The organism is Clavibacter michiganensis subsp. tessellarius (assembly GCF_021922985.1).
In the GTDB taxonomy this organism is placed as follows: Bacteria; Actinomycetota; Actinomycetes; order Actinomycetales; family Microbacteriaceae; genus Clavibacter; species Clavibacter tessellarius.
The window spans coordinates 1722579-1738998 of the sequence record NZ_CP040788.1; the positions used below are offsets into that span (position 1 = coordinate 1722579).

The window sequence follows — 16420 nt, forward strand, 5'->3', positions numbered from 1 at the left end:
CTGCGCGGACGCCCACCCGCGTGCTCCTAGGCTCGACGGATGACGGAAGCGCTCGTGGACGTGGTCCTCCCCTGCCTCGACGAGGAGGAGGCCCTGCCCTGGGTGCTCTCGCGCCTGCCCGAGGGGTACCGCGGGATCGTCGTCGACAACGGCTCCACCGACCGGTCCGCCGAGGTCGCGCGGGAGCACGGCGCGCTCGTCGTCGCCGAGTCGCGCCGCGGGTTCGGGGCGGCGGCGCACGCCGGGCTCGAGGCGGCGACCGCGCCGCTGGTCGCGTTCTGCGACGCCGACGCGTCGATGGATCCCGCCCTCCTCCCCCGCGTCGTCGACCCCGTCCGCCACGGCGAGCGCGACCTCGTGCTCGGCCGCCGCGTGCCGTCGGCGCGCGGCGCCTGGCCGCTGCACGCGCGCATCGCGAACCTGGAGCTCGCGCGGCGGCTGCGGCGGATCACGGGCGTGCCGCTGCACGACCTCGGCCCGATGCGCTGCGGGCGGCGCGAGGAGCTGCTGGCCCTCGGGATCCTCGACCGGCGCAGCGGCTATCCGCTGGAGATGCTGCTGCGCGCGTCGGCGGCCGGGTGGAGCATCCTGGAGGTGGACATGCCGTACGCGCCGCGCGTGGGGCGGTCCAAGGTCACCGGCACCGTGCGCGGGACCGTCACGGCCGTCCGCGACATGTCGCGCGTGCTCGCGGAGGCGCGGGCCGCCGCGGCCGACGCCGACCACGCACCGGGAGGATCCGCATGACCGCCGTCGTCGTCATCGCCAAGGAGTGCATCCCGGGCCGCGTGAAGACGCGCCTGCACCCGCCGTTCACGCTCGAGCAGGCCGCGGAGCTCGCCTCCGCCGCCCTCGCGGACACGCTCGCCGCCGTGGACGCCGCCGCCCCCGAGCGCCGCGTCCTCCTCTTCGACGGCACGACGCCGCCCGCCGAGGCCGCGGGATACGACGTGATCCCGCAGGTCGCCGGCGACCTCGACGAGCGCCTCGCCGCCATGTTCGACGCGCTCGACGGGCCCGTCCTCCTCGTGGGGATGGACACGCCGCAGCTCACCGCCGACCTCCTCCGTCCCGTGCTCGACTCGTGGGCCGACGGCGGGCGCGGACCCGACGCCTGGTTCGGACCGGCGAACGACGGCGGCTTCTGGGCGCTCGGCCTCCGCGACCCGGACGGCGCGCTCGTGCGCGGCGTGCCCATGTCGCGCGACGACACCGGCGCCGTGCAGCTGTCGCGCCTCATCGACGCCGGGCTCGACGTCGCGATGCTGCCCGAGCTCACCGACGTGGACACCGTGGACGACGCCCGCGAGGCGGCCGACGCGGCCCCCGCCCATCGCTTCGCCGCCGCGCTCCGAATCCTGATGACCGGCGCGGGCACCCCCGCTGCCGCCGCCCCGCACGTCGCATCGCAGAGGGACCCCGCATGAGCCTGGCCGTCGACCACCCCGAGGACCGCGCGCCCGCGCGCGACCGCACCTTCGGATCCGGTGGCGGCGAGCCGTACGCCCGGGCGCTCCGCGACTCCGGCGAGGTGCTGTTCCTCTCCCTCACGGCGGACGACGACAGCGCCGAGGTCATCGACATCAGCCGGTGGAGCGCCGACGCCGACGAGGTGGACGCGAGCCTGCTCGCCGACGCCTGCGGCCCCGTGCTCGACATCGGCTGCGGCCCGGGCCGCATGGTCCGCGCCGCGATGGACGCCGGGCTCGGCGCCCTCGGCATCGACGTCTCGCCCACCGTGGTCGAGATGGCCGTCGGACAGGGCCTCCCCGTCCTGCACCGCTCGGTCTTCGAGCGCCTCCCCCGCGAGGGCGGCTGGGGCACGCTCCTCCTCCTCGACGGCAACATCGGCATCGGCGGCGACGCGGGCGCCCTGCTCGCCCGCTGCGGCGAGTTGCTCGACGACGACGGCGCGCTCGTGGTGGAGACCCACCCGGATCCCACGCGCGACCGCACCTTCGAGTGCACGGTCGAGGACGGTCAGGGCCGCGCCAGCGACCCCTTCCCCTGGGCGCAGGTCGGCCGTGACGCCGTCGCGCGCCTCGCCGAGGGCGCCGGGCTCGCGCCCGCTCAGTCCTGGGTGACCGGCGGCCGGTCCTTCTCGCGCCTCGTCCGCGCGTAGAGCGCCGCGATCACGGCCGTCGCCACCGCGGTGGCGACCCACATGAGGGCGAGCCGCGGCGCGTAGTCGGCGATGAGGATCGTCGGGTTGTCGTTGCCGATCGCCCGCGCGCGGATCTCCGGGACGACCACGAGGGTCATCAGGGCCATCACGACCACACCCGCCTGCACGATGACGACGGCGCCGGGCGGCACCCTTCGGCCCGCGCGGCGGATCAGGAGGCCCGCGACGAACACGACGGGCGACAGGATCGCGTCGTGCACGAGGATCGCGACGAGCAGGAACACCGCCACGCCCACGACCTGGTCGACGCGCTGCGTGTCGAGCAGGGTGCGCGCGCCGAGGACGAGGCCGGCGACGCCGACCGCGATGAGCGCGACGCGGATCGCGAGGACGCCACGGGTGCCGCTCATCACATCGCCTCCAGGGTCGAGAGCCACTTGGTCTGCAGCACGCCGGGACGCCCGGGCGCGATCATGCGCGCCGGGTAGCCGTGCTGGATGTCGAGGGGAGCGCCGTCGAGCTCGAGCGCCACGAGGGTGAGCGGGTCGCGCACGTACTCGGGTCCCATCTCGGTGCGCCGGAAGCCGCCGCGCTCCTCGAGGCTCGTGACCCGGAGGCGCGCGCCCGGGTCGGCGCCGACCGCGTCCATCAGGTCCTTCAGGCGCACGCCGCGCCAGGTCGCCGACTGGCTCCAGCCCTCGACGCAGGCGATGGGGAGCGTGGCGGTGACGAGCTCCATCGCGCGCAGGTCGTCCATCGTGAAGGCGCGCGAGGAGGATCCGGTCGAGACCGTGAGCGTCCACCCGGGGTCGACGGCCGTCTCGGTGACGCCCGCGGCCTCGGCCGTGCGGTTGACGGGGAGCGCCTGCGGGCCCGTGCCCATGACGCGGGGGCCGAAGGCGTTGAACGGGGCGAGGATCCGGAAGGACTGGCCCGCGGTGAGCGCCACGACGGCGGCCACCGACGCGCCCACCGTCACGAGGAAGCCGCGGCGGGCGACCGGCGTCGGCGGGACGGGCGTGCCGTCGATCCACGCGGTGACGCGGCCGGTGATGCCGCGCGGGGCGTGCCCGGCGGGCGCGGCGGCGTCCGGCGCGGCGGCATCCGGCGCGTCGGCGACGATGGGCGACTCGTCGGCCTGCCCGCGCCGCCAGTGGCCGGCGATGGCGGGCAGCTTCACGCCGATGTGGATCGCGAGCGACCCGATCACCACGAACGCCAGCGCGTAGTGCGTCTGCCGGAAGTAGAAGGGGAACGGCACCCACTGGAAGGTGTTGAGGAGGCCCATCGTCACCTCGAGGAGCGAGGCGCCCACGAACACCGCGATGGACGCGCGCTCGAGGAACGAGACGACCCCGGTGACCGGCGGGTACGTGAGCAGCTCGGGGAACACGATCCAGAGCTTGGCGAGCAGCAGCGGCACGCAGGCGATGCCCGCGGTGATGTGGATGCCCTGCGTCACCCGGTACAGCGAGACGGGCGCCGTGGGGAAGCGCATCCACGGCAGCGGGTCCTGGAGGAAGTGGCTGTAGAGGCCCGTGCCGAAGCAGACCAGGAAGGCGAGGCCGAGCAGGCGGCCGATGACGACCGCCATCCGGGTCGTGCGGGCGGGCGACGCGAGCCGGCGCCGTGCCTCGTGCATCAGCGTCCGCATGGGGGCCTTCCTTCGCCTGCCGGACGACGGGCGGCGCCCGGTCGGCGGTCGTCGAGCCGCGCGACGACACAATGGGGTGTGCGCACCGCCCTCACCGCCTTCGTCCTGCTCGTGATGTCCGTGCTCACCGGGTGGTCGGTGGTCGCGTTCGATCTGTTCGGCGACGCCGACGACGAGGCCTTCTTCCGTCGCGAGGGTGCCGCGCCGTTCTTCTGGCTCGTGGTCGTCATCTGGGTGGTGTTCGGAGCGGCGGTCCTCCTGGTGCGGAAGCTGCCGGCGCGATCCGCCGCTGCGCTCATCATCCTCGGATCGGTGGCGATCGGCGGCGCCGCGCTGGTGGGACCGCCGAACACCAGCACCGACTCCGCGCGCTATGCGTGGGACGGCATCGTGCAGAACGCGGGCGAGTCGCCGTACCGGTACACCCCCGCCGACCCCGAGCTCCGCGACCTCCGGCCCGAGTGGTTGTACCCCGAGACGGTCGTCGGGTCCGACGGAGCGGCGACCTGCGAGGGGAAGCGGATCATGGGCGTGCGCGAGGAGGAGACGCACGAGCCCATGTGCACGGCCCTCAACCGCCCGAAGGTGCCCACCATCTACCCGCCGATGGCCGAGCTGTTCTTCGCCGGCGTGCGCGCGGTCGTGCCCACGGGCGTCGAGTACGGGGCGTTCCAGGTCGCGGGCCTCCTGATGATGACGGCCGTGACGCTCCTGCTCCTGCGCGCGCTGCGGAAGCGCGGCAGGCCGCTCTGGTGGGCCGCGCTCTGGGCGTGGTGCCCGCTCGTGGCGAGCGAGGTCGTGACGAACTCGCACGTCGACGCGCTGGGGGCGCTGCTCGCGCTCGCGGCGTCGCTGCTCGTCGCGGGCGGGATGCGCTGGCGCGGCGGCATCGCGCTCGGGGCGGCGATCGCCACCAAGCTCATCCCGGTGATCGCGGCCCCGGCGCTGCTGCGGAAGCAGCCGTGGAAGGTGATCACCGCCGCGGTCGTGACGTTCGCCCTGCTCTACGTGCCGTACGTCATCAGCACCGGGATCGCGGTGCTCGGCTACCTACCTGGCTACCTCCAGGAGGAGGGCTACGACGACGGCGGGCGCTTCCCCCTCATCGAGCTCGTGGTGCCGGGGCGGTTCGGGCTCATAGCGGTCGCGGTGATCCTCGCGGTGACCGCCGGGCTCGTCTGGTGGCGCACCGACCCGGCGGATCCGTGGCTCGGCCAGCTCGTGATGATCGGCGTCACCCTGCTCGCCGTGAGCCCGCGCTACCCCTGGTACGCGCTGCTGCTCATCCCGTTCATCGCCATGACGGGCCGCGGCGAGTGGTTCGCGGTGGTGGCGGCGCTCGCGCTGCGGCTGTTCGCGCCGGACGAGTGGGCGTGGCAGATCGCGCTCGCGGCGGCGGTGGTGGTCGTCGTGGTCGGCTCGCTGGTGCGCCTCGGGCCGGACGGGCGGCGGCGGCTCGTGCCGGCGGCCGTGCGGCGACGGCTCGGGCGGGATCGCGACCGGGACGGCGACCGCGTGGCGGTGGACGGGCCCGGCGCGGGCTGATCCGGCGCGGCGCGGGGCTGATCCGGCGCCGCCTGCGCTGGTCTGGCCCCGCGCGGGTCAGGCCCTGCCGGGGTCAGGCCCCGCACGGGACCCGCACGCGCAGCAGCTCGCCGGTCGCGGGACGCAGCGCCGCGAAGGCCGCGGCGTCGAGCTCGGCGGTGACCTCGGCGCCCGCGACGGGCACCGGGCCGGGAGATGCGCCGGGCGACGTGCCGGGCATCACCTCGGGCACCGCGTCCGAGCCGACCGGCGCCGGCGCGACCAGGCGCAGGGTGACCCGGATCCGCCCCGCCGCGGCCTCCACGCGCCGGACGGCGCCGGTCGCGCGCACGTGCCCGGGATCGCCCTGCCCCTGCTCGCCCGGGCCCGAGTCCGCGCCCGAGTCCCCGTCCCCGTCCCCGGGAGGGCCGACGCGGGACAGCTCGACGTCGGCGGGCGCGGCGAAGAGCACGCCGGGGCGACCCGCCGCATCCCGCACCGCGACGCGGTTCATGCCGAGGAGGCGCGCGACGTAGCCGGTGGCCGGGCGCGCGGCCACCTCGGCGGCGGCGCCCTCCTGCACGGCGCGGCCGTCCTCCAGCACGAGGATCCGGTCGGCGAGCGCGAGCGCGTCCACCGGGTCGTGCGTCACGAGGACGGCCGCGCCGCCGAACCGGCGGAGCTCGTCGGCGAGGAGGTCGCGCACGTCGAGGCGCGTGCCCGCGTCGAGCGCCGCCATGGGCTCGTCGAGGAGCAGGAGCGGCGGCTCGAGCACGAGCGCGCGGGCGAGCGCGACGCGCTGGGACTGGCCGCCGGAGAGCGCGGCCGGGCGCCGGTCGGCGAGGTGGGCGATCCCGAGCCGGTCGAGGAGGGCCCGGGCGCGGCCCTCGGCATCCGCCCGCGGGACGCCGTGCGCGCGCGGCCCGAACGCGACGTTCCCGAGCGCGGAGAGGTGCGGGAAGAGGAGGTGGTCCTGGAAGACGACGCCGATCCCGCGGCCCTCGGCGGGGATCCGCACGGCCGGATCCCCGTCCCCCGCGCGCTCCAGCTCGCGCCCGTCGAGCGCGACGCGTCCCGCCGTGAGCGGCGCGAGGCCGGCGAGCGCGCGCAGCAGCGTGGACTTCCCGGCGCCGTTCGGCCCGACGACCGCGGTCGTGGATCCGGCCGGCACCCGCAGGGCGACGTCGAGGCGGAAGGCGGCGCGCTCCACGACGACGCGGGCGTCCAGGCCGTCCGGCCGTTCCCGTCCGTCCGGGCCGCCCGGGCTCGGCGCGGCGGCCGGGCTCACGCGTGCACCCCCGAGGCCCACCGGTCGCGCAGGCTCACGAGCACGACCACCGACACCGCGAGGAGCACGAGGCTGAGGACGACCGCCGCGTCCGGATCTGTCTGCAGCGCCAGGTAGGCCGACAGCGGCACCGTCTGCGTCACCCCCGGGAAGCTGCCCGCGAACGTGAGCGTCGCGCCGAACTCGCCCAGCGCGCGGGCGAAGCAGAGCACCGCGCCCGCGCCGATCCCGGGCGCGACGAGCGGCAGGGTCACGCGGCGGAGCACGGTCCAGCGGCTCGCGCCGAGCGTCGCGGCGGCGTCCTCGAAGCGGCGGTCGGCGCCGCGCAGCGCCCCCTCCACCGCGAGCACGAGGAACGGCATGGCCACGAAGGTCTCGGCGATCACCACGGCCGGCGTCGTGAACGGGATCGTGATCCCCGTCAGCGCCTCCAGCGGCCCGCCCACCAGCCCGCGCCGCCCCAGCAGGAGCAGCAGCGCCACCCCGCCGATCACGGGCGGCAGCACGAGCGGCACGGTCACGAGCGCCCGGAGCATCCGCTGCACCACGGGCGGCCGGCCCGCCGAGCGCGAGAGCACGAACGCGAGCGGCACCCCGAGCACGAGGCTCAGCGCCGTCGCGCCGAGGGCGCTGCCGAGCGAGAGGCCGAGGGCGCGTGCGATGCCGGGATCCGCCAGCCGCTCCCCCAGCGTCGCCCACGGCGCGCGCACCACGAGCGCGGCGAGCGGCAGCACCAGGAACGCGAGCGCGACGCCCGCGGGGATCCAGAGGAGGGCGGGCACGCGGTCGGCCCGCGCGTCACGGGGCACGGAACCCCGCGGCGTCGAAGCGGGCGCGGGCGGCGTCGCCGGCCACGAAGTCGGCGAAGGCCGCCGCGGCGGCGGGGGACGCGGATCCGGCGAGCGGCGCGACGACGCAGTCGGTGGTCACGTTCGCGTCGTCCGGCAGCGGCACGCCCTGGACGCGGTCGCCGGCGGCGCGCACGTCGGTCTCGTAGACCACCGCGGCGTCCACCTCGCCGAGCTCGACGCGCGTGAGGGCGGCGCGCACGTCCTGCTCGAGCGAGTCCGGCCGCGGCGTGACGCCCGCCTGCCGGAACGCCTGCGCGGCCGCGGCGCCGCACGGCACCTCCGGCGCGCAGAGCGCGAGCGTGCGGCCGGCCTCGGCGAAGTCGGCGAGGCCCCGGACGCCGCCCGGGTTCCCCGGCGGCACCGCGATCTCGAGGGCGTTGCGGGCGAACACGCGCGGATCCGCGGCCGTCTCCCCCGCGTCGACCACCGTCGTCATCGTGGCGGTGGAGGCGGACGCGAACACGTCGGCGGGCGCGCCCTGCACGATCTGCTGCGCGAGCGTCGAGCTGCCGCCGTAGGAGACCGTGACGGTCAGGCCCGGGTGCTGGGCCTCGAAGTCGGCCGCGACCTCGTCCATGCTGCCGGTGAGGGAGGCGGCGGCCTGCACGACGAGGGTGCCGGAGAGGGAGTCGGGGGCGGGATCGGGGACGCCGGCGGGCGCGGATCCGCCCGCGGAGCATCCGGCCAGGAGCGACGCCGCGAGCGCGCCGACGGCGACCGCGCGCAGCCCGCGCGTCACGCCCGCCCGCCCGTCAGCGACTCGGGCGCGAGCGCCTCGACGCCGACGTTGGTGGCCTTCACGGTCGCGACCGCGGGCGAGCCGACCTCGAGTCCGAGCTCGTCGGCGGCCTCGCGGCTGATGAGCGACACCACCCGGAACGGCCCCGCCTGGATCTCGACCTGCGCCATCACCCCGTCGCGCACGACGCGCGTGACGATGCCGGGCATCCGGTTGCGCGCCGAGGCGAGCGGCCGACGGGAGCCGGATGCGGCGAGCGCCCCGTCCGCCGCGAGCTCGGTCGCGAGGTGGGCGAGCTGCACGCCGTCGACGAGGATCAGCCGCCCCTCGCCGCGCACGAGGTCGAGCCGGCCGGCGTCGGCCCAGCGGCGGAGGGTGTCGTCGCTCACGCCGATGAGCGCGGCGGCCTCGCTCACGCGGTACCGGGTGGGCGCGGCGGCGGCGCGCCCACGGTCGGCGGCCTCATCGGCATCCGCGGCTCGACGGGGCGTCCGGTCCCTGTTCTGCGTCATGCAGCGATCCTAGGCACCGCGCACGCGGCGCGCGGCGAGTCGACGGATCCGCTCGGCGTCGGACCCGCCGCGGGGCGCGCGTAGCCTGGACGCATGAGCACCTCGCTGGGGATGCCGGCGATGCCGCGTCCCGCCGCCGCGCCGGGCCCCGCCCGTCCCGACGACCCGGCGCTCCTCGACACGCACGGCCGCCGCGCGACCGACCTCCGGATCTCGCTCACCGACCGCTGCAACCTGCGCTGCACGTACTGCATGCCGGCGGAGGGACTCCCCTTCACGCCCGACCGGCAGGCGCTCCAGCTCGCCGAGATCGAGCGGCTCGTGCGCATCGGCACGCGCGACCTCGGCGTGCGTCAGGTGCGCTTCACGGGCGGCGAGCCGCTGCTCCGCCGCGACCTCCTCGAGATCATCGCCGCGTGCGCCGCCCTCCCCGACCGGCCCGAGATCTCGCTCACCACCAACGCCATCGGCCTCGCCTCGCGCGCGCAGGCCCTCAAGGACGCGGGGCTCGACCGGATCAACGTCTCGCTCGACTCCGTGCACGCCGAGACCTTCCGCCTGATCACGCGCCGGCCGTTCCTCGACCGCGTGCTCGAGGGCATCGACGCCGCGGCGGCCGTGGGGCTCGCGCCCATCAAGATCAACGCGGTGCTCGTGCGCGGCGTCAACGACGACCAGGCCGCCGACCTCCTGGAGTGGGCGGTCGCCGGCGGCCACCAGCTGCGCTTCATCGAGCAGATGCCGCTCGACGCCGACCATGCATGGGACCGCGACGAGATGATCACGGCGGCCGAGATCCGCGGCCGGCTGTCGGAGCGCTTCACGCTCGTACCCGACGAGGATCCGCGGGACGGCGCCCCCGCGGAGCTGTGGCGCGTGCACTCCCACGAGGGCGGCGCCGGCACCGCGATGCTCGGCCGCGTGGGCGTCATCGCGAGCGTCACCGAGCCGTTCTGCGCCGACTGCCGCCGCACCCGCCTCACCGCGACGGGCGGCGTGCGCAGCTGCCTCTTCTCGCACACCGAGACCGACCTGCTCGCGCCTCTCCGGTCCGGCGCCTCCGACGCCGAGATCGCCGACCTCTGGCGCGGCGCGATGTGGGCGAAGCCGAAGGGCCACGGCATGGACCAGGCCGACTTCATCCAGCCGGCCCGCTCCATGAGCGCGATCGGGGGCTGACGTGATCGTGCCCGTGGAGCTCTTCGCCGCCGCGTCCGCCGCGCTCGGCCGCACGACCGACGAGCTCGACCTGCCCGACGGCGCCGTGCTCGGCGACCTGATGGACGCGCTCGGCGCCCGTGCCGCGGCGAGCCCGGATCCGGCGAACGCGTCCGCCGTCCTCGCCCGCTGCACCTACCTCGTCGAGGGCGTCGCCACGACCGACCGCGACGCGCCCCTCACGGCGGGCAGCGCGGTGGACGTGCTGCCGCCGTTCTCGGGGGGCTGACGCTAGGAGACGGGCATGTCAGAGCTATATCACTACACAAACGCAGCTGCACTTATAGGAATCGTCGAGAATCGCGAGCTATGGGCTACGCAATCCAATTATCTCAACGACCCTACGGAAGTCACGTACGGAGCACGTGCACTCGCTTCGCGCTTGGCGGAGACGGCCGCGTCGTTCGGGAGAGACGAGGACTTGCTGGTCCAAGCCGAAACTCTTCTACGCCAGCAGTACTTTGACTCGCACTCTGCAGATCTTGTAGTAGAAGAACGATCTTTTGTGACCAGCTTCTCACGATCTGACGAAAGCCTCACCCTGTGGCGCCTATATGCGGGTCGCAATGGATTTGCTGTTGGCTTCGATCAAGTCGCGCTACTCACTTGGCTCAACAGATCACAGTACTTCTCAAGCGACAAAGACCCGGAAGAGGATGAAGGCCTAAAGAACAATTTTCAGCTGGCTGGATCCATCCAGGATGTAGCTTATGGAGAAGGCGGATTAGACAAATTGGTCGCGGATATTAGGGACATCGGTCTCGACAAAGCGGAACGCGAGCAAGTCGACGCCGAGCTCAGGACTATATTTAAGAGCCTTTCGTACCGCAAGCATGACGCATTTGCCGATGAAAGAGAAGCTCGACTAGTCGTCAGAACAGTTGGCCACCATGCACTCGACGCGCGCGTTCGCGTATCGGCAAGTGGCTCCCTGGTCTCCTACCGCACATTCTACTTTCCGCGCGAAGCGATCCGTAGCATCACAATTGCCCCTAGCGCCAATGCCTCACAGCAGCGACGCGCGCTCGAAAGCCTGATGACCGACGGCGATAGGGGATCGTACAACCATGTCTCGATTCGGGAATCGGAGCTCCCCTTCAACTGGTAATAGAAGGCAAGCCGCCGCCACCGTGGCGTCATCGCACCGGGCCCGGAACGCGGCGCTCGCGTGGCTCATGATCCTCATCGCGGTCGTGGCGCTCGGCTCGCTCCTGCTGCTGCTGCTCGGCGTGGCGCGCGCGGCCGCGTCGTGACCGCGGGCTCGGGGACGGAACCGGTCAGGCCGCACCCCTCCCCGCGAGCAGGGCGCCGAGGACGGCCGCGCCCTGGTGCGCGTCCGCCACCGTCACCAGCCGCGCCCGGCCGCCGCGCAGCCGCACGACGAGGCCCGGGCCGGATCGCGTGACGTACGCGACGCCGCGCCCCGAGAGCCGCAGGCCCCAGCCGCCCCACTGGCCGGGCGACACGTCCTCCCAGCCGCCGGACTCGATCCGGTCGAGGGGCGCGCGCATGACGGGGATCCGCGTCCACGACGACGTGACCCGGAAGCCGCGGGCGTCCACGGTGACGTCGACGCGCGCCAGGACGAGGATCGCGAGGCCCGCCACGATCGGCGGGATGGAGGAGAGCGCGGCGGTCCCGGCGTCCAGGCCGGACGTGGTCGCGGCGACCACGACGCCGAGCGCCACGACGGCCGCGCCGATGCCGGCGAACCACGCGCTCCCCGCGCGGGCGCGCCAGGCGACCCGGGCCGTCGCGGTCACCGGGAGCGCCGGCACGTCGTGCGCGGGGACGGGCGACGCGTGCCGCACGAGCGCGACCAGCGGGATCGCGGCCGCCAGCGCCCCGACCCCGAGGAGCACCACGCTCCACGCGACCGGGAGCGTGCCGTCGCCGGCCGCGGCGCTGACGGCGATCGCGATCCACCCGGCGGCGAGGAGGCCCGCGACGAGGTTCGCGACGGCCACCCACGTGGCCGCGGTGCGCCGGTCGGTCGCGCGCAGGGACAGCACGGCGATCACGACGGCGACGGCCGTCACGCCGACGGCCGCCGCGAGCAGCCCCCACGGCGAGCCCCAGCCGTCGGGCGTGCCGTCGGCGGCGAAGTGGACGGCGACCCGCGCGGGCAGCGTCGGCGCGAGCGCGACGGCCGCGGCGGCGAGGGCCGCGAGGAGCACGATCCCGGGGGCGACGACCGCCGCGCGGACCCCGGTCGGCAGCGGTCGCGTGTCGGTCATCGTGCTCCCTTGATCATGGTGAGGAGGTCGTCGAGCGGCACCTCGAGGGTGTCCGCCTGCGTGCGCAGCTCCTCGACGAGCGTCCGCAGGCGGTCGAACGAGGCGTTGCCGGAGCGGATCACGGTGGCCCCGCGACCGCGCCGCAGCTCGATGAGGCCGTCCTCCTGGAGGGCGGCGTAGGCACGGAGGACCGTGTGCATGTTCACGTCGATCGAAGCTGCGAGGTCGCGCGCCGACGGCAACCGCTCGCCGCTCGCGAGCTCGCCGCGGGCGATGGCGTAGCGGATCTGCGTGGCCACCTGGTCGGCGAGCGAGGCCTTCGCCGCGGGATCCACCGTGATGAGCATATTCGCATTCTATGCGAACAATGCTCCTCAGGACCAGACGTCGGCCGGCCGCCTCGTCCGGTCAGCGCCCGTCGTACGCGGCCTGCAGCTCGGCGACCACGAGCCGGCCCATGCCCATCATCGCGGCCATGGCGCGCGCGGCGCCCGCGGGATCCGGGCCGCCGATCGTCGTCGCCATCGCCTCCGGGACGACCTGCCACCAGAAGCCCCAGCGGTCGCGCACCCAGCCGCACCGGCCCTCGGTGCCGCCGTCGGCGAAGGCGTCCCAGTACCGGTCGACCTCCTCCTGGCCGCCGGCCGAGATCGACAGAGACACAGCCTCGGTCGCCTGCATCCCGGGGCCGCCGTTGAGCAGGCGGATGCCCTGGCCGTCGAGCTCGACGTCCATCACGAGGGCGGTGCCGCGCAGGGCCGGATCCGGGAAGTCGTCGGGGTAGCGCGACACGTCGGTGATCCGCGACCCGGGGAACAGGTCGACGTAGAACCGAGCCGCCTCCTCGATGTCCTCGCCGAACCACAGGGTGGGGGTGATGCGCGGCATGGCTGCTCCTCGTGTTCGACGGCGGCCTCGTCGCGCGCCGTCGGGGCCACGCTAGCCAGCGGGGGGCGCGGGGGCCAGGCCCGGCCGCCCGGCCCGAGAGCCCGGCCCGGCCCGACCTACGCCGACTCGCGCACCACCAGCTGATGCCGCACCGTGCGGACCACCTCGGGGCCGGATCGCGGCAGCTCGCCCGCGATCATGGCGACCGCGAGGTCGAGCGCGTGCCGGGCGAGCTCGTCGAGGTCCACCGCGAGCGTCGTGAGCGTGGGCGCGAGCAGGCGGCCGAGCGACAGGCCGTCGATGCCGACCACGCGCACGTCGCCCGGCACGTCGACGCCCGCGCGGCGGCAGGCGGAGAGCACGCCGAGCGCGCACACGTCGTTGAACGCGACGATCGCGTCGGCCGTGCGCGGCCGGGCCACGATCCGCTCGGTCGCCTCCGCCGCCGCCTCCGCGGTGGGCGCGGACGCGCGCACGACGGACACGTCCATCCCCCGGGCCTCGAACGCGCGCACGAGCGACGTGGCACGCGCGCTGGGACCCGCGGCGACCGCGGCGTCGAGCACGACCGGATGCGTGACGCCGGCCGCCCGCAGGTGGTCGGCGAGCGCGTCGATCGCGTCGGAGGGATCGAGGAGGACGGCGGCGCGCACGGGCTCGCCGTGCGGATCCAGCTCCACGACCGGCACGGAGCCGAGCCGCGCGATCCACTCGCCGGCGCGCGAGCCGAGCGTGCCGATGACCGCGTCGGTCTGGGCGCCGAGCGCCTGGACCATGCGGTCGGAGTCGGCGGCGAGGCCCACGTCCGCGAGCGACACGTTCCAGCCGCGCGCCGCCGCGACGCGCACGACCGCGGAGGCGAGCTCCGGCGACCACGGGTTCCGGAGGTCGTCGACCACGAGGCCGAGCTGGTGGTCGCCGCCCGTCACGAGCCCGCGGCCGAAGCGCGACGGCCGGTAGGCGAGCTGATCCGCGGCGTCGAGCACGCGCCGCTTCGTCTCCTCGCTGATGCCCGGCATGCCGTTCATCGCGCGCGTCACGGTCTGGCGGGAGACCCCGGCGGCGGACGCGACGTCGTGGATCGTGGCGCGGCCGGCCGGCTCCCGGCCAGCGGCGCCCTGGCCGGCGGCGCTCCGCCCAGCGTGGCCGTCCGACCCGCTCAGCCGCGCAGGTCCAGCCACGCCACCTGCTCCGGGGTGAGCTCGACGGAGAGGCCCCGCATCGAGGAGCGCACCTCCGAGATGGTGCGCGGGCCGAACAGCGGGAAGGTCGGGAACGGCTGCGCCAGCACGTAGGCCAGCGCGATCGCCGTGGCCTGCACGCCGTGCTCCGCGCCCAGCTGCTCGGCGCGGCGGAGGCGCTCGAAGTTGTCGTCGCCGTAGTAGCAGCGCACGAGCTCCGGGTCGCTCAGGTCGTCGGGTCGGGCGCGGCCGGTGAAGAAGCCGCGGGCCTGCGACGACCACGGCAGCAGCGGGATCTGCCTCTCCTCCAGCCAGGCCTTGGACGCCGGGTCCGTCACGTGCACGCACCCGGCCCAGGGCACGTCGTACGCCTCGGCCAGGCCGAAGTGGTCGCTCAGCGCCTGGAATCCCGCGCGGCCGTTGGCCTGCGCGTACGCCTGCGCCTCGTCGAAGCGCTCGGGCGTCCAGTTGGAGACGCCGTAGGAGCGGATCCGCCCGGCGCGCTGGTGCTCGTCCATCACGTCGACGAACTCCCCCACCGGCACGTCGAGGTTGTCGCGGTGCATGAGGTAGATGTCGGCGTAGTCGGTGCCCTGGCGCTCGAGGCTCTCGAGCAGCTGGCGGGTGAGCGACTCGGGGTCGCAGTGCGGGGTGTGGGCGCCCTTGGTGATGACGACGACGTCCTCGCGGACGCCGCGGTTCCGGATCCACCTCCCCAGGCGCCCCTCGAGCACGCCGCCGCCGTAGATGTAGCCGGTGTCGAAGGCGTTGCCGCCCTGCTCGACGAAGTGGTCGAAGATCGCGGACGCGTGCGCCAGGTCGGGCTGGTTGTCGACGCCCATGACGAGCCGCGACATGCGCTTGCCGACGCCGGGGATCTCGCCGTAGAGCATCGGGCTGTCGTCGCGGACGCTCACGGGGCGGCCGGAGACCGTGGGGATGTCGGCGTCCTCGGCCTCGAACGGGTAGCGCAGGTCGAGCGCGGCGCGCCAGCGGTCGAGGGTGCGGGCGGTGGCGAGCGTCTCGTCGAGCGTCATCTGCGCGGCCTCGCCGAGGCCGGCCGCGAGGGCGTCGGTCGTGGCGTCGGCCTCGATGGCGTACGGCTTCGCGCCGGTGAAGGTGAGCGTGCGCGACTCCTCGCCGACGATCGAGACCTCGATGGCCGGGGCGTCGCCGAGGGTCCACGGGTCGCTGAGGTGGATGCGGCCCTTCGAGCCCAGGATCGTGAGCGCCTGCGGCTCGTCGAGCGCGACGCCCGTACGGAGGGTCGCGGTGATGCCCGGCTTCCCGGCCACGCCGCGGTAGGCCACCCGCGCGACCGACCACTCGTCGACGCCGGTCGGCCCGACGGTGCCGTCGACCTCGAGAGTGAGCGGCTCGGCGACGGCGATCCCGGTCGCGGCCTGCACGACGGCGGCCGCGGCGGTGACCGTGTAGCCGCCGACGTCGAGGATCCCGCCGCCCGCGGTCGCGGTGTCGTAGAGGCGGCCGGTGCGGGATCCGGTGCGGAAGGAGAAGGAGGCGTCGACGTGCGCGACCTCGCCGATCACGCCGTCGCGGATCAGCTCGAGGAGCGCCGGGGTCTGCGGGTGGAAGCGGTACATGTACGCCTCGACGAGCGGGAGGCCGGCCGCGCGCGCCGCGTCGACGAGCGCCATCGCGGTGCCGTGGTTGACGGCGAGCGGCTTCTCGCAGAGGACGGCCTTGCCGGCCTCGAGCGCGCGGACGACGAGGTCGGCGTGGCCGGTGTGCACGGTCGAGATGTAGACGGCGTCGACGGCCGGATCCGCGAAGACGGCGTCGTAGTCGCCTCCCGTGACGTCGGCGAAGCCGTGGTCGGCGGCCTCGGCGGCGAAGGCCCCGGCGCGCTCGGCGCTCGAGCTGCCGGCGGCGACGAGGCGCGCGTCGCGCGTGCTCGCGGGGAGCTGGGAGAGGAAGCGGCGGGCGATGCTGCCCGGGCCGAGGACCGCCCAGCCGGGTGCGGTCGGGGTGGTCGTGGTGGGGTCGGTCATGGGTGAGCCCTTCGCGGCGTCGTCGGCGTGAACGTTCACGACGACGCTACGGGCGGGCATCCGGTCGCGTCAAGGGGCGGCGGGCGGGCGGCGCGTGAACGTTCACGGCGGCGCCGTCGCCGGATCCCGGACGGGAGGCCGGCCGCCGCCGCGTCACGTTCCGTCACGCGGGCCCGGATCGCCGCGGGCCT

19 protein-coding genes are annotated in these 16420 nt (G+C 75.0%); 8 read left to right on the forward strand and 11 right to left on the reverse strand.

The features are described 5' to 3' along the window. Positions 1–39: 39 nt before the first annotated feature. From FGG90_RS07895 to FGG90_RS07905, 3 genes are read left to right on the forward strand one after another with little or no spacing between them, the layout of a single operon-like run. The gene (locus FGG90_RS07895) at positions 40–747 is read left to right on the forward strand and encodes a glycosyltransferase family 2 protein (protein WP_094128343.1); all 708 of its coding nucleotides are present in this window, start codon (positions 40–42) and stop codon (positions 745–747) included. After that, positions 744–1427 (forward strand): TIGR04282 family arsenosugar biosynthesis glycosyltransferase, encoded by a 684-nt coding sequence (locus tag FGG90_RS07900; protein ID WP_094128340.1) that lies wholly within the window; start codon positions 744–746, stop codon positions 1425–1427. Before FGG90_RS07895 ends, FGG90_RS07900 begins: the two co-directional genes overlap by 4 nt. Further along, complete coding sequence (locus tag FGG90_RS07905; protein ID WP_094128337.1) at positions 1424–2122, forward strand: class I SAM-dependent methyltransferase; 699 nt, start codon at positions 1424–1426, stop codon at positions 2120–2122. The genes FGG90_RS07900 and FGG90_RS07905 overlap by 4 nt, the downstream gene beginning before the upstream one ends. Here the strand turns inward: FGG90_RS07905 and FGG90_RS07910 are convergent. Both FGG90_RS07910 and FGG90_RS07915 read right to left on the reverse strand, forming a co-directional pair. After that, entirely contained in the window at positions 2071–2535 is a 465-nt protein-coding gene (locus tag FGG90_RS07910; protein WP_094128334.1) for a hypothetical protein, read from the reverse strand. The genes FGG90_RS07905 and FGG90_RS07910 overlap by 52 nt on opposite strands. Continuing rightward, the gene (locus FGG90_RS07915; RefSeq protein WP_094128331.1) at positions 2535–3779 is read right to left on the reverse strand and encodes a molybdopterin-dependent oxidoreductase; all 1245 of its coding nucleotides are present in this window, start codon (positions 3777–3779) and stop codon (positions 2535–2537) included. The genes FGG90_RS07910 and FGG90_RS07915 overlap by 1 nt, the downstream gene beginning before the upstream one ends. 78 nt (positions 3780–3857) lie before the next feature. On the opposite strand from FGG90_RS07915, the gene FGG90_RS07920 reads away from it, so the two are divergent. Beyond that, positions 3858–5324, forward strand: a complete 1467-nt coding sequence (locus tag FGG90_RS07920) for a glycosyltransferase family 87 protein (RefSeq protein ID WP_094128328.1) — start codon at positions 3858–3860, stop codon at positions 5322–5324. 73 nt (positions 5325–5397) lie between these two features. Here FGG90_RS07920 and FGG90_RS07925 read toward each other — a convergent pair whose 3' ends face one another. The 4 genes from FGG90_RS07925 to FGG90_RS07940 are packed head-to-tail and all read right to left on the reverse strand — an operon-like array spanning position 5398 to position 8693. Then, positions 5398–6591: an ABC transporter ATP-binding protein gene (locus FGG90_RS07925; protein WP_094131447.1), complete on the reverse strand. Its 1194-nt coding sequence runs from the start codon at positions 6589–6591 to the stop codon at positions 5398–5400. Further along, the gene (locus FGG90_RS07930; RefSeq protein WP_094128325.1) at positions 6588–7400 is read right to left on the reverse strand and encodes an ABC transporter permease; all 813 of its coding nucleotides are present in this window, start codon (positions 7398–7400) and stop codon (positions 6588–6590) included. The genes FGG90_RS07925 and FGG90_RS07930 overlap by 4 nt, the downstream gene beginning before the upstream one ends. Further along, a complete protein-coding gene (modA, locus tag FGG90_RS07935; RefSeq protein WP_094128322.1) occupies positions 7390–8181 on the reverse strand; it encodes a molybdate ABC transporter substrate-binding protein in 792 nt (263 codons plus the stop codon). Before modA ends, FGG90_RS07930 begins: the two co-directional genes overlap by 11 nt. Next, on the reverse strand, positions 8178–8693 hold the full coding sequence (locus tag FGG90_RS07940) for a TOBE domain-containing protein (RefSeq protein WP_094128319.1): 516 nt from the start codon (positions 8691–8693) through the stop codon (positions 8178–8180). Before FGG90_RS07940 ends, modA begins: the two co-directional genes overlap by 4 nt. Before the next feature lie 93 nt (positions 8694–8786). On the opposite strand from FGG90_RS07940, the gene moaA reads away from it, so the two are divergent. The 4 genes from moaA to FGG90_RS16130 all read left to right on the forward strand — a co-directional run bounded on the left by moaA (position 8787) and on the right by FGG90_RS16130 (position 11164). Further along, positions 8787–9872 (forward strand): GTP 3',8-cyclase MoaA, encoded by a 1086-nt coding sequence (gene moaA, locus FGG90_RS07945; protein ID WP_378143527.1) that lies wholly within the window; start codon positions 8787–8789, stop codon positions 9870–9872. Position 9873: 1 nt separating this feature from the next. Then, positions 9874–10140: a MoaD/ThiS family protein gene (locus tag FGG90_RS07950; protein WP_094128316.1), complete on the forward strand. Its 267-nt coding sequence runs from the start codon at positions 9874–9876 to the stop codon at positions 10138–10140. A 276-nt stretch (positions 10141–10416) separates the two neighbouring features. Next, positions 10417–11019, forward strand: a complete 603-nt coding sequence (locus FGG90_RS07955; protein ID WP_165771383.1) for a DUF2971 domain-containing protein — start codon at positions 10417–10419, stop codon at positions 11017–11019. 22 nt (positions 11020–11041) lie between these two features. Beyond that, positions 11042–11164: a hypothetical protein gene (locus FGG90_RS16130; protein WP_272930221.1), complete on the forward strand. Its 123-nt coding sequence runs from the start codon at positions 11042–11044 to the stop codon at positions 11162–11164. Positions 11165–11188: 24 nt separating this feature from the next. Here FGG90_RS16130 and FGG90_RS07960 read toward each other — a convergent pair whose 3' ends face one another. The 5 genes from FGG90_RS07960 to FGG90_RS07980 form a co-directional block, all read right to left on the reverse strand. Beyond that, positions 11189–12148 (reverse strand): DUF1648 domain-containing protein, encoded by a 960-nt coding sequence (locus tag FGG90_RS07960; protein WP_094128313.1) that lies wholly within the window; start codon positions 12146–12148, stop codon positions 11189–11191. Further along, positions 12145–12495 (reverse strand): GntR family transcriptional regulator, encoded by a 351-nt coding sequence (locus tag FGG90_RS07965; RefSeq protein WP_094128310.1) that lies wholly within the window; start codon positions 12493–12495, stop codon positions 12145–12147. Before FGG90_RS07965 ends, FGG90_RS07960 begins: the two co-directional genes overlap by 4 nt. A gap of 61 nt (positions 12496–12556) precedes the next feature. Then, positions 12557–13036, reverse strand: coding sequence for a VOC family protein (locus FGG90_RS07970; RefSeq protein ID WP_094128307.1), 480 nt, complete (start codon positions 13034–13036; stop codon positions 12557–12559). A gap of 116 nt (positions 13037–13152) precedes the next feature. Further along, on the reverse strand, positions 13153–14217 hold the full coding sequence (locus FGG90_RS07975) for a LacI family DNA-binding transcriptional regulator (protein WP_094128304.1): 1065 nt from the start codon (positions 14215–14217) through the stop codon (positions 13153–13155). Continuing rightward, entirely contained in the window at positions 14196–16229 is a 2034-nt protein-coding gene (locus tag FGG90_RS07980) for an aldo/keto reductase (protein ID WP_094128301.1), read from the reverse strand. Before FGG90_RS07980 ends, FGG90_RS07975 begins: the two co-directional genes overlap by 22 nt. Between the last annotated feature and the right edge of the window lie 191 nt (positions 16230–16420).

Bases quoted from the DNA above. Each gene is read 5' to 3' on its own strand.
- FGG90_RS07895 (WP_094128343.1), top strand. From the start codon at position 40: ATGACGGAAGCGCTCGTGGACGTGGTCCTCCCCTGCCTCGACGAGGAG.
- FGG90_RS07900 (WP_094128340.1), top strand. From the start codon at position 744: ATGACCGCCGTCGTCGTCATCGCCAAGGAGTGCATCCCGGGCCGCGTG.
- FGG90_RS07905 (WP_094128337.1), top strand. From the start codon at position 1,424: ATGAGCCTGGCCGTCGACCACCCCGAGGACCGCGCGCCCGCGCGCGAC.
- FGG90_RS07910 (WP_094128334.1), bottom strand. From the start codon at position 2,535: ATGAGCGGCACCCGTGGCGTCCTCGCGATCCGCGTCGCGCTCATCGCG.
- FGG90_RS07915 (WP_094128331.1), bottom strand. From the start codon at position 3,779: ATGCGGACGCTGATGCACGAGGCACGGCGCCGGCTCGCGTCGCCCGCC.
- FGG90_RS07940 (WP_094128319.1), bottom strand. From the start codon at position 8,693: ATGACGCAGAACAGGGACCGGACGCCCCGTCGAGCCGCGGATGCCGAT.
- moaA (WP_378143527.1), top strand. From the start codon at position 8,787: ATGAGCACCTCGCTGGGGATGCCGGCGATGCCGCGTCCCGCCGCCGCG.
- FGG90_RS07960 (WP_094128313.1), bottom strand. From the start codon at position 12,148: ATGACCGACACGCGACCGCTGCCGACCGGGGTCCGCGCGGCGGTCGTC.
- FGG90_RS07965 (WP_094128310.1), bottom strand. From the start codon at position 12,495: ATGCTCATCACGGTGGATCCCGCGGCGAAGGCCTCGCTCGCCGACCAG.
- FGG90_RS07970 (WP_094128307.1), bottom strand. From the start codon at position 13,036: ATGCCGCGCATCACCCCCACCCTGTGGTTCGGCGAGGACATCGAGGAG.
- FGG90_RS07980 (WP_094128301.1), bottom strand. From the start codon at position 16,229: ATGACCGACCCCACCACGACCACCCCGACCGCACCCGGCTGGGCGGTC.